The sequence below is a fragment of the Tenacibaculum sp. 1B UA genome, from assembly GCF_033978845.1.
In the GTDB taxonomy this organism is placed as follows: domain Bacteria; phylum Bacteroidota; class Bacteroidia; order Flavobacteriales; family Flavobacteriaceae; genus Polaribacter.
Map to the genome: position 1 here is coordinate 98,847 of NZ_JAKVUA010000006.1, position 19,090 is coordinate 117,936.

Consider the following 19,090-nt stretch of genomic DNA (forward strand, 5'->3'; position numbering starts at 1 on the left):
TTTTCGAGTAAGTCGTATAAATATAGAACTTTTTACGGGGAGAAATAAATTATTTTTTAAATCCTAAAAAAGACACTAAATATCAGTAGTTTAAAGTAAAAAATCACTTTATATTATCACTTTTAAAAAGCTTTAAAATATTTTTTGGCACGTTCTTTGGAAAATTACATAACAACTGCGGAAGCCGAAAAGCATATAGAGTAAGCATAACCCTAAAATTAGCAATTATGAGAACAGGGATACTTTTATTATTAGCAATGATGTCATTAACAACTGTAAATGCCGACAATATTGAAAAATCAACTAGCAAAATTGGGGTTACAAATCGTAATAATGATGCTGTTACCTTTGTAGAAAAGGGAATTCAATTCCATGTATTTTTAAACGGAGATTTCGACTTTAATACCCATTACAATAGATACTCTGATTACGGCGTACGCATTAAACGTGATAGAAGAGGTCGTGTTAGAAGTGTAGGAAACGTTTATATAAACTACGATGCCAGAGGAAATGTAAAAAGAATTGGTAGTGTATTTATGAGGTATAAGTTTGGAAACTTATTTAAAGTAGGAAACTTACATATTCAATACGATAGATGGGGTAATCCAAGGTTTAGAGGATTTGTAAAACCAGGACACCGCCATCACCATGATGATGATCATTACTATTACGATGATGGATTTGATGTAAATATCGATATAAACATAGGAGATATTTTTGATTATGATGACGTTTATTTTTACAGAAAAGACTTTGGAAGAAACTATCGTCAGTTTAGAGAAGATAATAACTTTTACTACTACAGAGCGTTACCAAATGCTAAAATTGGAAAGCATAGTAAAATTATAAAAAGACGTAAACACAAAGCTTTCAAAAACAAAAAATATAAAAACAAATACAGAAAAGGAAAGCCTGAACAAAAAGGTAAATCAAGAAGAAGCCATGATTAAACAAAAAATCCCTCATCAAAATTGATGAGGGATTTTTTATATTTTATAATTTAATAATTACTTCGCTACATTTACTGCTCTTGTCTCTCTAATTACAGTAACTTTTACCTGTCCTGGATAAGTCATATCATTCTGGATTTTTTGAGAAATATTAAATGATAATTCAGCTGCTTTAGTATCGTTTACTTTAGCACTCTCTACCATAACTCTTAATTCACGTCCTGCTTGAATAGCATAAGCCTTTTGTACACCATTAAATCCAAAAGCAATGTCTTCTAAATCTTTTAAACGTTGAATATAAGAATCTAATACTTGACGACGTGCACCTGGTCTTGCTCCAGAAATAGCATCACATACTTGAACTATTGGAGCCATTAAACTCTTCATTTCTATTTCATCGTGGTGAGCTCCAATTGCATTACATACATCAGGTTTTTCACCATATTTTTCAGCCCATTGCATTCCTAACAATGCGTGTGGTAATTCACTTTCTGTTTCTGGTACTTTACCAATATCATGTAATAAACCAGCACGCTTAGCAGCTTTTGCATTTAAGCCCATTTCAGCAGCCATTATACCACAAAGGTTCGCTACTTCACGTGAGTGTTGTAACAGGTTTTGACCATAAGAAGAACGATATTTCATTCGTCCAACTGTTTTGATTAATTCAGGGTGTAAACCATGAATTCCTAAATCAATAACAGTACGTTTACCAACCTCTATAATTTCTTGAGTAATTTGCTTTTCAGTTTTCTTTACAACCTCTTCGATTCTTGCTGGGTGAATTCTCCCGTCCGTTACAAGTTTATGCATTGATAAACGAGCAATTTCACGACGAACAGGGTCAAAACAAGATAAGATAATTGCTTCAGGAGTATCATCAACAATAATTTCAACACCTGTTGCAGATTCTAGAGCACGAATATTACGCCCTTCTCTACCAATAATTCTACCTTTAACATCATCTGATTCAAGATTGAATACAGACACGCAATTTTCAACCGCTTGCTCTACGCCTACTCTTTGAATGGTATTTAATACTACTTTACGAGCTTCTTGTTGAGCCGTCATTTTGGCTTCTTCTATGGTATCTTGAATAAAAGACATTGCATCAGATTTTGCTTCGTCTTTTAAAGATGCTACCAACTCTGTTTTAGCTTCATCGGCAGATAGTCCAGAAATTTGTTCAAGCATATCTACATGGCGCTTGTGCATTTTTTCTAATTCAGACTCTTTCTTTTCTAAGAAATCTAATTTATAATCAAAATCAGCTTCTTTCTTTTCTAACTGCTTATTAAGTTTTTTGTTTTTGTCTAGCTCTGATGATACTTGGCTCTCTTTATCTCTTACTCTTTTTTCTACATCAGAAACTTTCTTTTCTCTAGATAAGATTACTTTTTCGTGCTCAGACTTCAGTTCTATAAACTTCTCTTTAGCTTGTAAAATCTTATCTTTCTTTATTGCTTCGGCTTCTACTTTAGCTTCTTTTATAATGCTACCAGCCTCTTTTTTAGTTTCTTGTATTAATTTATTTGCATTAGATTTTTCTAACATTTTAGCAATAAAAAAACCTACTGCTACACCTATAATTCCTGCTAAAACAGGAAATAATATTCCCTCCATAATTTTGATTTGATTGTATAAAAAAGCCTACATTAATAGGGTTTTAAAAACTCCAAAATAACAAGTTTAGGATTAACTGATTGATCAAGGATCCGAGGTAAAATCGGCTTGCTTTACTAACCACGACTCATCCTTTATAATTGAATAACGTTGAGTTTAACAAACAATGTACTAATGTAGGCAGTATATTAAATAATATATTTTAAAGAACGTTTTATAAATGATTTTCTAACAAGTTAGTCAATTCATTTATCTTTTGCAATACTTCGGCTTTTTCTTTAGTATTTTTTAACGATACTATTTCTGCTTTTGATGCAAACTGTAAAGCACTCATGGCTAAAACATCTTGCTTATCTGCTACCGCATAATTTTGTTCAAACTTGGCAATCAATTCATTAATACCTTTCGCTGCCTTACGTAACCCTTCCTCTTCATCGGTACTATTCACACTCAACGGATACGTCCTACCAGCAATTACTACATTAACTTTTATTTTTGCCATGTAAAGAACTTTATATTATGTATTCAAAAGGGTGATACATTTATCAATCTCTCGAACCAAAGCATTTATTTTGAGTTTTGTTTCTCTTGTATTTTCATTACTGCCCTCAATAGTTTTCGCAACTTTTAGCAAATTAAATTGTTTTTGCTGCTCTTTTAGTTGCCTCTCTTTTTCTTGTAATAAAACTTGTAACTCTGCGTTATTTTGAAGTAAAACTTTATTTTCTTCTTTCAAAAACTCGTAGTTCGAAAGTAAGTTTTTCAACCTATCTTCCAGTAAATGAACTGCTTTTAAAGGGTTACTCATTTATTTTAGAGAATAAAACTATATTCACAAAGTTATTAATATAACTTATAATTAGCAACTCTTTTAGTGTTTTTTACCAAACCACTGATTTTAAACCTGTAAGGTTTTTAATAGAATTTCATTAGTTTTGCTTTAAAACTATTGCATTTTGAAATTTTATTTTTCTCTTATTCTATTTATATTTTTTGTTAGCGGACAAGCTCAAAACAAGTATCCACGAAACTATTTTTCAAACCCTTTAAAAATCCCTATTGTGTTGTCTGGTACTTTTGGAGAATTACGAAGTAATCACTTTCATTCTGGCGTAGATATTAAAACCCAAGGAAAAGAAGGTATTCCTATTTACGCTCCTGCTAATGGATATGTTTCTCGTATAAAAGTGCAGCAGTATGGTTTTGGAAAGGCTTTATATATAACGCATCCTAATGGGTACACAACTGTATATGCACATTTAAAACGTTTTGAACCAAGTATTCAACAATATGTAAAAAGTATTCAGTACAAAAAAGAAAAATATAGTACAGGAAACCTTTTTCTTAAATCAGATAAATTCCCTGTAAAAAAAGGACAACTTATTGGTTATACTGGTGATACTGGTAGTTCTGGAGGTCCGCACTTACATTATGAAATTCGAGATACTAAAACAGAACATATTATTAACCCAATGCATTTTGGTTTAACAGCTAAAGACGATAAAACTCCTACTGTTCAAAAATTAGTAGCCTATCCATTAAGTGATGATGCTAGAATTAATAATTCGGCATTAAAATCTGTCATTTCATTTAAAAACAACGGTGATGGTAATTATGTTGCCGAAAAAATTACTGCCAGTGGCACTATTGGTTTTGGTATTAGCGTGTTTGACCGATTAAATGGCGCATTGAATAAAAATGGAATTTATAGTTTAGAAATGAAAGTAAATGGAAAACGTGTGTATTATCATGATGTTGAAACCTTTTCTTTCGCAGAGAGTAAATATATTAACTTATTAATTGACTATAAACATTATAAAAAATATAGAAATAGAGTACAAAGAACACACAAGGTAGACGCAAATAGACTTAGCTTATATGAAGATTTAATAAACAACGGAAAAATATATATTGAAAACGGAGCTAATTACAATATTGAGATTATTGCCAAAGACTTCAAACATAACACTTCTAAAGTAAGAATACCAGTTAAAGGAACTGCAAGCAATTTAGTATTTAAGGAAAAAGATACCACTAACTATAAAATTATAGCAGCTAACTTTAATAAATTTCAACAAAAAAATGTAACAGTTGCTTTTCCTAAAAACACTTTTTATAAAGATTGTTTCATTGATTTTAAAGTTGAAAATGGTACTGCTAAAATTCACAATCCTACAATTCCTTTAGACAAACGTTATACACTAACTTTTGAGACTTCTTTTTTAACAGAAGATCAAAAACAACATGTATATATTGCTAATGTTACAAACCCTAAATATCCAAGATACACATCTACAAGAAAAAAAATTGACAAAGTATATACTACCACAAAACTCTTAGGTAGCTATGCTTTACGTTTTGACACTCAAAAACCAACTATTCAGCTATACAATTTTAGTAACAATCAGTGGATTTCTAAAAATAAAACACTGAAAGTTAAAATTGGAGATAAAGAAACGGGAATAAAAAATTACCGCGCTACTATTGATGGTGAATGGATTTTAATGGAGTATAACCATAAAAAAAGAATACTTACATACGATTTTAATGATAAAAAGTTGGTTGGTAGCAAACATATTTTTAAACTTGTAGTCTCTGATAATGTGGGTAATACTGAAACAGTTTCAGCAACATTTTTCAGAAAGTAAACTAAACAAGCTTGAAAAAATTTATTCTTTTATTACTGTTCCCTTCACTCGTTTTTGCACAAAAAACAGCTACAGTAAAAGGAATCATTACCAATAAATTCAATACACCAATTGAAGGAGTTGCGATTTCCTATTTATCAAAAGGAACTACTACCGATTCTAATGGAATGTATCAATTTACCATTCCTATTCGCAAAACTGTTACTGTTACATTTACACATGTTTCTTATAAAACTTTGGTGAAAAAATTCACTTCTAGAGGAAAAAGAAGCTTTAACTTCTCTCCTACTTTACAAATTAAGAGTGAAAAATTAGAAGAAGTCATTGTCAAAAACCAACAAAAAGAAGCACAAGGTATTACCAAAATAAAATCTAAAAAAGTAAAAAACATACTTGGTGCCAATGCCGGTGTTGAAAACATACTAATGACACTCCCTGGAGTTAGTAATAATAACGAATTGAGTACTCAATACAATGTTCGCGGAGGTAACTTTGATGAAAACCTAGTATACGTAAATGGAATAGAAGTATATCGTCCGTTTTTAATCCGTTCTGGTCAACAAGAAGGCTTAAGTTTCACCAATCCACATATGATTCAGAATATTAATTTTTCTGCAGGTGGATTTCAAGCAAAATATGGTGATAAATTATCTTCTGTTTTGGATATTACATATCGAAAACCAACCAATTTTGGCGTTCAACTAGATTTAAGTTTATTAGGAGGTAGTTTTACTATTGAAGATACTTTTGCTAACAATAAGCTTAGTGCTATAGTAGGTGTTCGTTATCGTGATAATAGTTTATTTGTTAATAGTAAACAGACAGAAGTTAACTTCAGACCCCGTTTTACTGATGTACAATCATTTTTAAGCTATCAAGTTACCAATAAACTCACTTTAAATTTCTTAGGTAATTTCTCTCTCAACAACTACAACTATAAACCATTAACTCGTAAAACTCGATTTGGTACCTTAAGCTCCCCGCTAGAGTTAATTGTTTTTTATCAAGGACAAGAAGAAGATCGTTTTCAAACCTTATTTGGAGCTTTTTCTGCTGATTATCAAGTTAACGACAATCTAAAACTTACTGGTACTATTTCATCTTTTAATACACAAGAAGAAGAATACTTTGATATTACTGCCGCTTACGCCATAGGTGAAGTAAATAGCAATATTGGTTCTGAAAATTTTGGCGAAGTTGAATTTTCTCAAGGAATAGGTTCACAAATTAATCATGCACGTAACGACTTGGATGCTTTAATTAGTAACATTCAACTAAAAGCTACTTTAAAAGACGGTAACAATGAGTGGAAAGCTGGTATTAAATACCAAAAAGAAAATATTAAAGATCGTATTCGTGAATGGGAAGTTATAGACTCTTTAGGTTTTTCTGTACGTCCATCGCATCATACCCCAAACAATCAACCATACGAACCTTTTACAGGTCCTATTGAGCCTTACAGAAATGTAAGAGCAGAAAATGAAACAGACATCAATCGTATTACTAGTTTCCTACAATTCAGTAGAAAAGCAATTTGGAATGACCACCAAGTTTGGATGAATATTGGAGTCCGTTCTCATTATTGGTCTATAAAAACAGTTTCTACTAATAGTTATTCTCAAACAATCTTTAGTCCTAGAGCGCAATTTGCTATAAAACCTGATTGGGAAAGCGATATGCTATTTAGAATATCTGGTGGGTGGTATTCACAACCTCCATTTTATAAAGAATTACGTGATTATGACGGACAAGTACACCCCAAAGTAAAAGCACAAAAGTCAATTCACATAGTTGCTGGGAATGAATATAGTTTCAACGTATGGGAACGTCCTTTTAAATTAGTTACTGAACTTTATTACAAAGATTTATCAGATGTAAATGCGTACTCAGTAGATAATGTACGTATTCGTTATCGCGCAGACAATGTTACTGATGCCTATGCTTACGGTTTAGATGTTCGTTTAAACGGAGAGTTTGTACCTGGTAACGATAGTTGGGTAAGTTTTGGGTATTTAAAAACCGAAGAAAACATCAACAATAGAGGTTATATTGCTCGACCAACCGATCAACGTTTAAAATTTGGTGTATTATTTCAAGATTATGTGCCTAACTTACCTGACCTAAAAGCCTACTTAAACTTAGTTTACAATACTGGTTTGCCAGGTGGAGCTCCTGCTTATTCAGATGTATATCAATTTCAAAACCGTTTGAACGATTATAAACGTGCCGATGTAGGAATTTCTTATGTTTTTGCTGATGCTAACAAACAACATAAAACTGGATTATTACATAACTTTAAAGAACTTACCGCTGGTTTAGAATTATTTAACATTTTCGATATCCGTAATTCCAACACCAATACATGGGTACGTGATGCTTACAGTAAAAACCAATACGGTATTCCTAACTACATGACAGGAAGAGTATTGAACTTTAAGTTAGGAATGCAGTTTTAGCCTTCTCTACTCTTTTTTAACGAAAAATTAGCGAAAAAACTTCCTTAAGCCTTTTCCACACATAGTATTTTAGCTTCAACATTTCAAAGGTGCTATGAAAAGCACTATCTATTTTTTTACAAGAAGTTTAGTAAGCACTAATATTACACTACAAAAAATAATTACAATGAAAAATCAAAAAGTTGAAATTGAAATTTTATGGAACCATTTTAAAAATTGGATTTCTTCTAATGCTCCACATTTATCAAAAGAGCTTCAACCCGCTATTCAACCAGAAGAAATAAAACAACTTCAACAAACCATACAAACAGAATTACCTGAAGACTTTATAGCATTTTTAAGTATACACAATGGTCAGGATAGAAATGCCGAAGGCTTAATAGATGCTGAAGAACTACTTTCTTCTGATAGAATAATTGATGAATGGAAAATTTGGTACGATTTATATAAAGGTGGAGATTTTGAAGATAGTGAAGCTGAACCCGATAAAGAAATTAAAGATTTTTGGTGGAACCCTAAATGGATTCCAATCACTTATGATGGTTCCGGAAATCATCTATGTATAGATATGGATCCTACAGAAAATGGAACTAAAGGACAGATAATAAGAATGTGGCACGACGATAGTGTAAGAGAGTATATAGCACCTTCTTTTAAGGTTTTCTTTGAGAACTACTGTACCAATCTTGAAAACAACAAATATGTATATTCTAACGAGTGGGGAGGAATAATTATTAAAGAAGATTTGTAAAACCTTTAACTCAGCTCAATAGCAGTAACATTTTAACTTCAAAATAAAACAAGTGAAAAGGTAGCACTCCTTAGCTTGTAATTGAATAAAGTTATTGTATTTTAGTATCTAAAAAGTAATTACAAATGAATTGGATTTTGTTAATTATAGCTGGTTTATTTGAAGTAGCTTTTGCAGCTTGTCTTGGAAAAGCTAAAGAAACTACTGGAATAGAAGCCACATATTGGTATATTGGCTTTTTAATCTGTTTATCTATCAGTATGTTGCTTCTTATAAAAGCAACCCAAGAGCTACCTATTGGAACTGCCTATGCAGTTTGGACAGGAATTGGTGCTGTAGGAACAGTACTAATTGGAATTTTAGTTTTTAAAGAACCCGCTACATTTTGGCGATTATTTTTTATCACAACATTAATTACTTCAATTGTAGGACTCAAAATTGTTTCACATTAATCTAAGCCATGAAAACAACACCTAAACACGACGAAAGAATAGCGAGCATGACTTTTGCTTCTGTTTACCCTCATTATGTTACTAAAGTTGAGAAAAAAAATAGAACTAAAGAAGAATTGCATCAAGTAATTGAATGGTTGACTGGTTTCAACAACGAAAAATTAGACAAATTGATTAATCAAAAAGTAACTTTTGAAACCTTTTTCAAAGAAGCCAACTTAAACCCTAATGCTCATTTAATTACAGGAGTTATTTGTGGTTACCGAATAGAAGAAATAGAAACCCCTTTAACGAAGCAAGTTCGTTATTTAGACAAACTTATAGATGAATTGGCCAAGGGTCGTAAAATGGAGAAGATTTTACGTAAACCTAGTTAATACCCTCCTATTTAAACCCTTAAGTACTTTATTTCAATAAAAAGAGGCTCTAAAAGCTTCTTAAACTAAGAAACACCTTTATTTTCTTGCTATCTTATAAATTATAATTATTTCAATTAGCACAACTGGTATTAACAAGAACAATCCTAAACTTGCCAAAACTACTGTAGCTAAGAAAGTTCCTGTAACAATTTCTAAAATACCTCCTATTTGTACTAAAACCCCTAATTTATCTTTTAACTGAAGTAAGCTCATTCCAAAGATTATTTGAATTGCTCCAAAAACAAGTAGTTCTGCAACAAGAGATATTGCAATAGTTTCTTCACTAAAATTTATTAAAAAAATATCATAAAACTCAAAAAACACAAAAACTATCATAAACACATAAACCACTATTTCTAATAATTTATGAGCATAAATTTTGGCTATTCTTAAAAAACCCATAAAAAATAGTACAAAAGCTACAGAGGACACTACTTTAATGCTAGTATATATAGCTACATTAAAAATTGACTCATCTTTTGTAAACTGGTATATATCTGCGATAGTTTCAATAAATCCAAAAACAAAATAGATAATTCCAAAAACCCAAGCTAAGTTTAATCTCTTCCTGTCTTGACTTGTGAGTATTTCTTTATTTGTAAATTCTTCTAAATTAATAGTTGCATCTAATGCTTGTAGTATTGTCTTTATGGTAAAACTCCTAGGCATAGTTTCACCAGCCTCTATGCGTTGTATTGTACGAACATTAATATTACATTTTTCAACAAGCTCTTCTTGAGTTAATCCCTTTTGTTTTCTTAATTCAAGAATCTTTTTTCCTAAATCTGGTTGTTTCATGGTAAGTAAATTTTTATTTCTCATACAATATTACTTTTGATTCTAAATTTGATAAAACTATTTAATGTTTTTTAACCCGACTTTTACACGACATCTCTTTATTTACAATACTTTCAAGAAGAATTCATTTTTTATAAAAAATAAAAACACCAACAAAGATGATAAAAATTGAATACATTTGCTTTTGTTAATTTTCAACACATGAAACTAGTTTTTGCTACCAATAATCTAAATAAACTTGCTGAAGTACAAAAAATGTTACCTAACTCTATTGAGTTACTTTCTTTGAAGGACATCAATTGCTTTGATGATATTGAAGAAACTGCAACTACTTTAGAAGGAAACGCCCAAATTAAAGCAAATTATATTACTGAAAAGTTTGGATATAATTGTTTTGCCGACGATACGGGTTTAGAGGTGGAAGCTTTAAATGGAAAACCTGGAGTATATTCTGCTCGCTATGCAGGTGAACCTGCTAATGCAGAAAACAACATGCAAAAACTATTAACAGCGTTGAACAATAAAACTGATAGAAATGCTCAGTTTAGGACTTCTATTTGTTTAAATTTAGATGGAAAACAGATTTTATTTGATGGAGTTTGTAAAGGAACCATTTTAACATCTAAACAAGGCGAACAAGGTTTTGGATACGACCCTATTTTTCAGCCTGAGGGTTATAACAAATCATTTGCAGAAATGACTTCAGAAGAAAAAAACAAAATAAGTCATAGAGGCTTAGCAATTCAACACTTAGTAGCATTTTTAAAATCAATTAACTAGTTGAATTTATCAAAAACATACACAGTTCACTTTTTACTTTTATCGGTTTTACTGATAGTTTTTTTACTACTTAACATTAGTTTTGGTTCCGTATCAATTCCTCTAAAAGAAATTTTCAACTCCTTATTTGGCAATCCTGTAGCAAAAGATAGCTGGGAAACTATAATTATTAACTACCGTTTACCAAAAGCAATTACTGCAATGTTAGTAGGATCAGGATTATCAATAAGTGGTTTATTAATGCAAACATTATTTAGAAACCCACTTGCTGGTCCTTTTGTATTAGGTATATCTTCTGGCGCAAGCCTTGGTGTGGCATTGCTTATTTTAGGCTCTAGTGTTTTTGGAGGATTTTTTCTTGTAGCTATTTACTCTAACTGGGCATTAGCCATAGCTGCAAGTGCAGGGTCTTTCTTAGTATTATCAGCCGTTATTATAGCTGCAAATAGAGTTCGTAATACGATGTCTATTCTAATTATTGGATTAATGTTTGGCTCGTTAACATCGGCGGTTATTAGTGTATTAGCTTTTTTTAGTGAAGCTGAGCAAATACAACAATATTTGTTTTGGAGCTTTGGAAGTCTTGGAAATTTAACTTGGACAGAACTTTCGGTTTTTGGAATAATTTATCTTATCGGAATCTTAGGAACATTCTCTGTAATAAAACCTTTAAATAGTTTCTTATTAGGTGAAAATTATGCAAAAAGCTTAGGAATTAATATCAAAAAAAGCAGAAATATTATTTTATTAATTACAAGTATTCTTACAGGTGTAATTACTGCTTTCTCGGGACCTATAGCTTTTGTTGGACTAGCTGTTCCGCATATCGCTAAAATGATTTTTGCTACATCAAACCATAAAATTTTGTTGCCTGCCGTTGCTTTAATTGGAGCAATTATTCTGTTAATTTGCGACAGTATAGCACAATTACCCACAAGTGAATTTACTTTACCTATTAACGCAATAACCTCATTATTTGGAGCACCTGTTGTTATTTGGTTATTAATAAGGAAGAAAAAAATATATGTATAGCATAGAGTTACTAAAAACTTTATAAACAACTAAACGGATAAACATCAAGCAACAAGAAAAAAATATCGTCTTACAAACAGAAAACCTTTCTATAGGGTATCAATCAAAAAAGCAACAAACCGTTATTGCTTCAAATATTGATTTAGCTATTAAAAAAGGAAAATTTGTTGCTTTATTAGGTAAAAACGGAATAGGAAAATCAACTCTGCTACGTACAATTTCTAAAGTTCAAAAACCTTTAAAAGGTTTTGTAAAAATCAATCAAAAAGAACTTTCATCTTACACGAATCAAGAATTGTCAACTACGCTAAGTTTAGTATTAACCGAACGTTTACCGTTAAGTCAGCTAACCGTTTTTGAATTGGTAGCTTTAGGGCGCCAACCCTACACCAATTGGATTGACAAACTAACTCAAGATCATTTAAAAAAAATTCTCTGGGCAATTGAACAAACTGAAATCACACATTTAAAAAACAAACGTTTTTATGAATTAAGTGATGGTCAATTACAACGTGTACTTATTGCTCGTGCTTTAGCTCAAGATACCGAAATCATCATTTTAGATGAACCTACAGCTCACTTAGACATTCATCACACATTTAAAGTATTTTCTTTATTAAAAAAACTTGTAGAGAACACAGGAAAAACTATTATTATTTCTACTCACGAAGTAAATTTAGCTATTCAACTTGCTGATGAATTCATACTCCTTTCTGAAAAGCAATTATACACTGGTACTTCGCAAGAATTAATCACTCAGAATGCTTTTGAAGAACTTTTTCCGAAAGAATTAATAAGTTTTAACAAAACATTAGAACAATTCGTTATCAAGAAAAATTAAATTTGAATGACAGTAACATTTTGTTACTTTTGAAGCTAATCAAACTAAACAAACCTTAATTATTGATGAAGAAATTACTTTATATGGCTAGTGCAATTGCACTGGTAGCATGTGGTTCTAGCAAAGAAACTGCAAATACAGATAATGACGTAACCACAGACCAAGCTGCAAAATATGCAAAAACCATTACTGCAAAAGATTTAGGCAAACACCTATTCATCTATGCTTCTGATGAATTTGAAGGAAGAAACACTGGTGAGCCTGGACAAAAAAAAGCAGTAAAGTATTTAAAAGACTTTTATGTTAGTCAAGGAATTGCTTCTCCTTTAGGTGGTGATGATTACTTTCAAGAAGTACCCTCTGAGTACTTAAGTAACAATCGTAGAGGAATGACTTTAAAAGATTCTGAAAACGTTGTTGCTTTTATCAAAGGAACGGAAAAACCAGATGAAATAGTGGTTATTTCTGCTCACTTAGATCACGAAGGAGTTAAAAATGGAGAAATTTATAACGGTGCAGATGATGACGGATCAGGAACTGTAGCCATTTTAGAAATTGCTGAAGCTTTTAAACAAGCTGCTGATGCTGGCAAAGGCCCTAAGCGTTCTATTTTATTCTTACATGTTACTGGTGAAGAAAAAGGTTTATTAGGGTCTAAATATTACACAGAAAACCCTATTTTCCCATTAGCAAATACTGTTGCTGATTTAAATATTGATATGATTGGTAGAGTTGATGACCGCCATAAAGGAAATCCAAATTACGTATACTTAATTGGTTCTGATAAGTTAAGTACTGAATTACACGATATCTCTGAAGCGATGAACAAAAAGTATACAAACATCGATTTAGATTATAAATACAACGATGATAACGACCCAAATCGTTTTTATTATCGTTCTGACCATTATAATTTTGCTAAGCACAACATTCCAATTATTTTTTATTTTAATGGAACACATGCCGACTATCACAGACCAACTGATACTCCTGACAAAATCAATTACGAAATGTTAGAGAATAGAGCTCGTTTGGTTTTCCATACTGCTTGGGAAGTTGCGAATCGTGAAAATCGTGTTGTGGTTGATAAAGCCGCAGAATAAGGTCTTAACCAAGTTTAAATTATAAAGTTTAAAAGCTCATCTAATTAGATGAGCTTTTTTATTAATTCTAATCTATATATCGTTCCTAAAATATATCTTCTTTTCTTCCTGTAAAAAACCGTTAATAGATTATTTATCTACTACAACAATTAAATTAGAAAAATAATCTAAATACTAAACCTATACCTGATAAATAATATTACTTCATTTACTTTTGCTTGCTTAAATTTAATACTATGGTTAACGAGGGAAAGTTATCATTAGAAAATCAGCAAAAACTAAATAAATTACAAGAAGAATTAGCTTCTGCTCGCGATACTTTTTTAGGGTATCCTGTATCAAAAGACTTTGATTATTCAGAATTAAATAAGTTTTTTCAATATCCAATTAACAACCTTGGTGATCCTTTCGAACAAGGTACTTATCGTGTACGTACCCATGAAATGGAACGTGAGGTTATAGCTTTTTTCGCAAAGCTATTTAGAGCTAACCCTAAAGATTTTTGGGGATACGTTACCAATGGTGGTTCAGAAAGTAATTTATATGGCTTATACATCGCTCGTGAATTGTTTCCGAAGGCTATGGTATATTATTCAGAATCTACTCATTACAGTGTTCGCAAAAACATTCATTTGTTAAACATTCCTAGTATTGTAATTAAATCGCAAGAAAATGGTGAGATGGATTATGAGGATTTTGAAAATACTGTTCGTATGAACCGTCATAAGCCTGTAATTGTATTAGCTACTTTTGGTACGACTATGAAAGAAGCTAAAGACAACATAGGTAAAATAAAAGGGATATTACACAATTTAGCTATTCAAGATCATTATATTCATTGTGATGCTGCTTTGGCAGGCTCATTTGGTCCGTTTATGCAACCTCGTCTTCCTTTTGATTTTATGGATGGTGCTGACAGTATTTCTATTAGTGGACATAAATTTATTGGTTCACCAATACCTACCGGAGTATTAATGGCTAAAAGATCTAATAGAGATAGAATTGCTAAAGGAATTTCATACATCGGTTCTTTTGATACCACTATTACAGGTTCTCGTAACGGGCACTCTCCTTTATTCTTATGGTACGCCTTAAAACAGCTTGGTGTTGAAGGTTTACAACAACGTTACCAACATAGCTTAGCTGTAGCTGAATATTGCGAAGCCCAATTACAAAAAATCGGAGTCAATGCTTGGAGAAACCCAAATGCAATTACTGTTGTATTACCAAAAACCCCACAAAGTATTAAAGATAAATGGCAATTAGCTACTGAAGGGAATATTTCTCATGTTATTTGTATGCCTAACGTAACGAAAATTCAAATTGATGAATTTGTAAATGATTTAAAAAATTGTACAGAACAAATTACTGAAGAGGAATTTTCCTATGATTTTTCATTAAGCTAACCTTATATTAATCTAAGACAAGTACTTTTGATTGCTATAAAAGAAAATTTAATTATGAAGAAATTATTATTAAGTACAATGCTACTTGCATTGTCATTTGCTTATGGGCAAGAAAAAAAAGAAAAATTAACTATTGAAAAAGGTACATGGTATACTAGTGCCAATTTTTCCATAGGACACAATAGTAATGAATTTGAAGGTTCTCCTGAAACTTCTAAATATTTTAATTTTAACTTCTCTCCTAAGGTGGGATATACTATTAACGACAACTTAATTATAGGTTTAGGTGTAGGATATGGATATTCAAAAAGTGAATCAGGGAGTGAAATTGGAAAAGGTAACTCCTATAAAATCTTTCCTTACATCAAAAAACACTTTCCACTTGGAAAGAAATTAACTATTTCGTTACAAGGAGAGTTTAGCTATAGTTATTCTGACTATTCAAACAATATTAATCCCACCCCACACGAAAGAAGCACTAACCAATATTTTGTAGGGATAAGACCTGGACTTACTTATTTTTTAAACAAAAACATCGCCTTAGAGGCTAATATAGGTAGCTTAGGTTATTCTAAAACAGACCAAGATGAAAGTAGTTTTCCTGACAGAGAATCTGATTCATTTCAGTTTAATATAAACTCAACTGATTTAATGTTCGGTTTATCATATTATTGGTAGTATTAAAGTTACAAATCAAACAAAAAACGCTAAGAAAATTCTTAGCGTTTTTTTATACATTCTATTATTTGAAACTTTTTATTTTGTTGTAACACACTCACCGAATTAAAAAGCTTTGTTAGGTGCGTACTATAATTCAAATGGGAATTAGCTACTAACAAAAATCTTCCGTTGTTTTTCAAACAATTTTCTACTCCTTTAAAAAGGTTTAGTGCTACTTCAATATTATTCTCATGTTCAAAATGAAAAGGTGGATTTGATACAACTAAATCAAATGAGTTTTTATCTAATTTTTCTAAAGTATCATCACATACAAACTCTGCTTTTTTTCCTTCTAAGTTAACTTTAGATGACTCAATAGCTAAATTAAAATCATCTAACAAAGTTACTTCTGCTTGTGGATTTTGCTTGGTAACTTCATAAGCTATAACTCCATTACCAGAAGCTAGATCTAATACTTTTAACTCTCTAGAGTCAACTACTAAGTTTTCTAAAAAAAATTGTGTTCCTATATCTACACTTCCAGAAGAAAACACACCGTAATATTGTTGTAAAGCTTTGTCTTTCCACTGAATAGTGTTGATTAGGTTTTTCTTTTGAAATTCCTTTTTAGGTATTTTTAAAATAAGTAACCTTGCTTTTTTCCATGCTTTTGATTGAGTAACCTCTTCAAAATATTGTTCAGCAACTTTTATAAAAGAAACTGAAAAATATTTAGTCATAAACCCACAAACTACTTCAGTATTTTCATGTGAAGCTTTATGTATTTGTTGTAAAAACAATTCAAATAATTCTAATGCCTTTGGAATTTTAATCAAAGCTACTTCTACATTCTGCAAATCATCAAGCGGAGTTTTAAAATCAATTTCCGTAGAAAAATTATTCAACTTTAAGTTTTGACGAATTGCTTTTTGCTGACTAGCATACGTCCAAACAGTCGTAATCTTTTTATGCTGTAAAGCACAATTCCACATTCCAAAACGGTCATTAAAAAGATGTAAGTGATCTATCTCTTTTTCAGCTATATAATCTAACGCTAAGAGTTCAGCGTTACTCCAAGCTCGTAAACTTTTATCAAAAGTCTTAGGGTAACGCTGTAATTGATATGTTTTTGAATTTATTTTTACTTTAGTATCCAAATTAGTACTCTACATTTAATTTACCAAAACTTTTTCTTTAGCATAGTAAATTTCATCTAACGAAGTTATTTCGCCTGCTCTATTTCTTCTAAAAATATGTTTTGGCTCAATATCTTCTATTGATTCTTTCCCCATAGCTGCAACCATTTCTTTAGTTGCGCTAATTGTTTTATTGTGGTAATTTTTTACACGCATATTCTTATACTTAACTACCAAAGCCTTTACCAGGTCTTTTTCTTGTGTTGCTACACCTACAGGACAAGTATCTAAATTACATTCACGCGCCTGAATACATCCTAAACTCAACATAAAGCTACGAGCCATTCCTATGGCATCAGCGCCTAACGCTAAGTATTTAATCACGTCAAAAGCATCAATAGCTTTTCCACTTGCAATGATTTTTATTTGGTCTCTTAACCCGTATTTTTTTAGCTTTTTATTTACAAAAGATAACCCTTCTAATAACGGTGTTCCGATGTAATTTGAGAATTCCAAAGGTGCTGAACCTGTTCCTCCTTCGCCTCCATCAACAGCTATGTAATCAGGATAATTATTTGCATCAGCAAATGCTTTGATCATTGCTTCAATTTCATCATTATCTCCAACACAAAACTTAATTCCTATTGGTTTCCCTCCTGACAACTCTCTTACTTGTTGAATAAATGCAACCATTTCATCAAAATTAGAAAAAGCATCATGCCCTGGTGGCGAATCTACTCGTGTAAAAGGCTCTACAGAACGAATTTCAGCAATTTCTTTTGTATTCTTTTTTGCTGGAAGAATCCCTCCATGACCAGGTTTAGCTCCTTGAGAAAGCTTTATTTCAACCATTTTTACCTCTGGTCTTACTGCATTCTTCTTAAAAACCTCAGCATTAAAAACTCGTTTCCCATTTACACTTTTTCCTGCTCCAAAATAGCCTGTTCCTACTTGAAAAATTAAATCTCCACCTTGTAAATGGTAAGGAGAAACCCCTCCTTCGCCTGTGTTATGAGCAAACTCTCCCATTTTTGCTCCTTGATTTAATGCCATAATTGCATTTTTACTCAACGAACCAAACGACATTGCAGAAATGTTAATTATAGAGGAATTATACTTTTGTGTACACTTATCTGAGCCTATGAGTACTCGTTCCCCACTAATATGATGATGATCTTTAGGAAATAGTGAATGTTTTACAAATTCATATCCTTTTGCATATACATTGTGTTGTGTACCAAAAGGAACTGTTTCAATTTCTTTTTTTGATCGTTGGTAAACTATACTCCTTTTCTCACGGTTTATAGGCTTTCCGCTTAAATCATCTTCAATAAAATATTGTTGAATTTTTTCTCGCTCTTCTTCAAACACCCAACGTAGGCGTGCAATTACAGGAAATGCACGCATTAATGAGTGCTCTTTTTGAATAAAAGCATCATATATTGCTAATAAAGTTACTACTGAAGCAACAGTTAATAAGATATAATTCCCCATATCTGGCATGAAATAAACCAACACACCACATAAAATATTAATTACAATAATAACAGATAAGATAGTATCTCTCATTTCTTTTATTTTTCTGACAAAAATACAATTTTAGCATAAAAAAAGCCCTGACATATAGCCAGAGCTTTCTTTTATATTTAAAATACTTAAAATTACTTCTTGAATTTCGAGTATTTGTTTTTGAACTTATCAATACGCCCTGCAGTATCTACTAACTTAGACTTACCAGTGTAGAAAGGATGTGAAGTTCTTGAAATTTCTAATTTAATTAATGGATACTCAACTCCTTCTACTTCTAAAGTTTCTTTTGTATTAGCAGTTGAACGTGTTAAAAAAACATCTCCGTTAGACATGTCTTTGAACGCTACCATTCTATAATTTTCTGGATGTATACCTTTTTTCATCTCTTGTAAATTTAAAATCTTTTATTTTTGTTGAAAAAATTATAAAGTTGGTAATGCTTTATAGTTGTTTCATATATCAAAAACCTGCAATGGCTATTTGAAGGTGCAAATTTAACCCTTTT

The 19,090-nt window shown here is 31.4% G+C and carries 19 protein-coding genes and 1 other RNA gene; 12 read left to right on the forward strand and 8 right to left on the reverse strand.

Features of this window, described 5'->3' with window-relative positions; all coding sequences use genetic code 11:
* The first annotated feature begins 227 nt into the window (after positions 1–227).
* Positions 228–950 carry a hypothetical protein gene (locus tag MK851_RS06920; protein ID WP_320242639.1) on the forward strand — a complete coding sequence of 241 codons (723 nt, stop codon included), beginning with the start codon at positions 228–230 and terminating at the stop codon, positions 948–950.
* Between the two features lie 57 nt (positions 951–1,007).
* Here MK851_RS06920 and rny read toward each other — a convergent pair whose 3' ends face one another.
* The 4 genes from rny to MK851_RS06940 all read right to left on the reverse strand — a co-directional run bounded on the left by rny (position 1,008) and on the right by MK851_RS06940 (position 3,309).
* Positions 1,008–2,573 (reverse strand): ribonuclease Y, encoded by a 1,566-nt coding sequence (gene rny / locus MK851_RS06925; RefSeq protein ID WP_320242642.1) that lies wholly within the window; start codon positions 2,571–2,573, stop codon positions 1,008–1,010.
* A 47-nt stretch (positions 2,574–2,620) separates the two neighbouring features.
* Positions 2,621–2,729, reverse strand: a non-coding RNA gene (gene ssrS / locus MK851_RS06930) — 6S RNA.
* A 58-nt stretch (positions 2,730–2,787) separates the two neighbouring features.
* The gene (locus MK851_RS06935) at positions 2,788–3,075 is read right to left on the reverse strand and encodes a cell division protein ZapA (RefSeq protein ID WP_320242644.1); all 288 of its coding nucleotides are present in this window, start codon (positions 3,073–3,075) and stop codon (positions 2,788–2,790) included.
* A 15-nt stretch (positions 3,076–3,090) separates the two neighbouring features.
* Positions 3,091–3,309 (reverse strand): hypothetical protein, encoded by a 219-nt coding sequence (locus MK851_RS06940; protein WP_320242646.1) that lies wholly within the window; start codon positions 3,307–3,309, stop codon positions 3,091–3,093.
* 220 nt (positions 3,310–3,529) lie between these two features.
* Between MK851_RS06940 and MK851_RS06945 the strand changes: the two genes are divergently transcribed.
* The 5 genes from MK851_RS06945 to MK851_RS06965 all read left to right on the forward strand — a co-directional run bounded on the left by MK851_RS06945 (position 3,530) and on the right by MK851_RS06965 (position 9,257).
* Entirely contained in the window at positions 3,530–5,221 is a 1,692-nt protein-coding gene (locus tag MK851_RS06945; RefSeq protein WP_320242648.1) for a M23 family metallopeptidase, read from the forward strand.
* 11 nt (positions 5,222–5,232) lie between these two features.
* Positions 5,233–7,677 (forward strand): carboxypeptidase-like regulatory domain-containing protein, encoded by a 2,445-nt coding sequence (locus tag MK851_RS06950; RefSeq protein WP_320242650.1) that lies wholly within the window; start codon positions 5,233–5,235, stop codon positions 7,675–7,677.
* Positions 7,678–7,843: 166 nt separating this feature from the next.
* On the forward strand, positions 7,844–8,428 hold the full coding sequence (locus MK851_RS06955; RefSeq protein ID WP_320242652.1) for an SMI1/KNR4 family protein: 585 nt from the start codon (positions 7,844–7,846) through the stop codon (positions 8,426–8,428).
* Positions 8,429–8,553: 125 nt separating this feature from the next.
* Positions 8,554–8,880: a DMT family transporter gene (locus MK851_RS06960; RefSeq protein WP_159490652.1), complete on the forward strand. Its 327-nt coding sequence runs from the start codon at positions 8,554–8,556 to the stop codon at positions 8,878–8,880.
* 8 nt (positions 8,881–8,888) lie between these two features.
* Positions 8,889–9,257: a DUF2200 domain-containing protein gene (locus tag MK851_RS06965; protein WP_320242657.1), complete on the forward strand. Its 369-nt coding sequence runs from the start codon at positions 8,889–8,891 to the stop codon at positions 9,255–9,257.
* A 78-nt stretch (positions 9,258–9,335) separates the two neighbouring features.
* On the opposite strand, the gene MK851_RS06970 is transcribed toward MK851_RS06965, so the two are convergent.
* Positions 9,336–10,121 (reverse strand): helix-turn-helix transcriptional regulator, encoded by a 786-nt coding sequence (locus MK851_RS06970; protein WP_320242659.1) that lies wholly within the window; start codon positions 10,119–10,121, stop codon positions 9,336–9,338.
* A 177-nt stretch (positions 10,122–10,298) separates the two neighbouring features.
* Between MK851_RS06970 and MK851_RS06975 the strand changes: the two genes are divergently transcribed.
* The 6 genes from MK851_RS06975 to MK851_RS07000 all read left to right on the forward strand — a co-directional run bounded on the left by MK851_RS06975 (position 10,299) and on the right by MK851_RS07000 (position 15,937).
* Positions 10,299–10,877 (forward strand): non-canonical purine NTP diphosphatase, encoded by a 579-nt coding sequence (locus MK851_RS06975; protein WP_320242660.1) that lies wholly within the window; start codon positions 10,299–10,301, stop codon positions 10,875–10,877.
* A complete protein-coding gene (locus MK851_RS06980; RefSeq protein ID WP_320242662.1) occupies positions 10,878–11,909 on the forward strand; it encodes an iron ABC transporter permease in 1,032 nt (343 codons plus the stop codon).
* Between the two features lie 136 nt (positions 11,910–12,045).
* Entirely contained in the window at positions 12,046–12,750 is a 705-nt protein-coding gene (locus tag MK851_RS06985) for an ABC transporter ATP-binding protein (protein ID WP_320242708.1), read from the forward strand.
* A 65-nt stretch (positions 12,751–12,815) separates the two neighbouring features.
* On the forward strand, positions 12,816–13,853 hold the full coding sequence (locus MK851_RS06990; RefSeq protein ID WP_303506332.1) for a M28 family metallopeptidase: 1,038 nt from the start codon (positions 12,816–12,818) through the stop codon (positions 13,851–13,853).
* A 236-nt stretch (positions 13,854–14,089) separates the two neighbouring features.
* Positions 14,090–15,259, forward strand: a complete 1,170-nt coding sequence (locus tag MK851_RS06995) for a histidine decarboxylase (RefSeq protein WP_320242665.1) — start codon at positions 14,090–14,092, stop codon at positions 15,257–15,259.
* 54 nt (positions 15,260–15,313) lie between these two features.
* Positions 15,314–15,937 carry an outer membrane beta-barrel protein gene (locus MK851_RS07000; RefSeq protein WP_303506328.1) on the forward strand — a complete coding sequence of 208 codons (624 nt, stop codon included), beginning with the start codon at positions 15,314–15,316 and terminating at the stop codon, positions 15,935–15,937.
* 41 nt (positions 15,938–15,978) lie between these two features.
* Here the strand turns inward: MK851_RS07000 and MK851_RS07005 are convergent, their stop codons facing one another.
* The 3 genes from MK851_RS07005 to MK851_RS07015 form a co-directional block, all read right to left on the reverse strand.
* Positions 15,979–17,076, reverse strand: a complete 1,098-nt coding sequence (locus MK851_RS07005; protein ID WP_320242668.1) for a methyltransferase — start codon at positions 17,074–17,076, stop codon at positions 15,979–15,981.
* Between the two features lie 15 nt (positions 17,077–17,091).
* Positions 17,092–18,624 (reverse strand): FMN-binding glutamate synthase family protein, encoded by a 1,533-nt coding sequence (locus MK851_RS07010; RefSeq protein ID WP_303506324.1) that lies wholly within the window; start codon positions 18,622–18,624, stop codon positions 17,092–17,094.
* A 92-nt stretch (positions 18,625–18,716) separates the two neighbouring features.
* Complete coding sequence (locus MK851_RS07015) at positions 18,717–18,968, reverse strand: type B 50S ribosomal protein L31 (protein WP_115901257.1); 252 nt, start codon at positions 18,966–18,968, stop codon at positions 18,717–18,719.
* Positions 18,969–19,090: the final 122 nt, after the last annotated feature.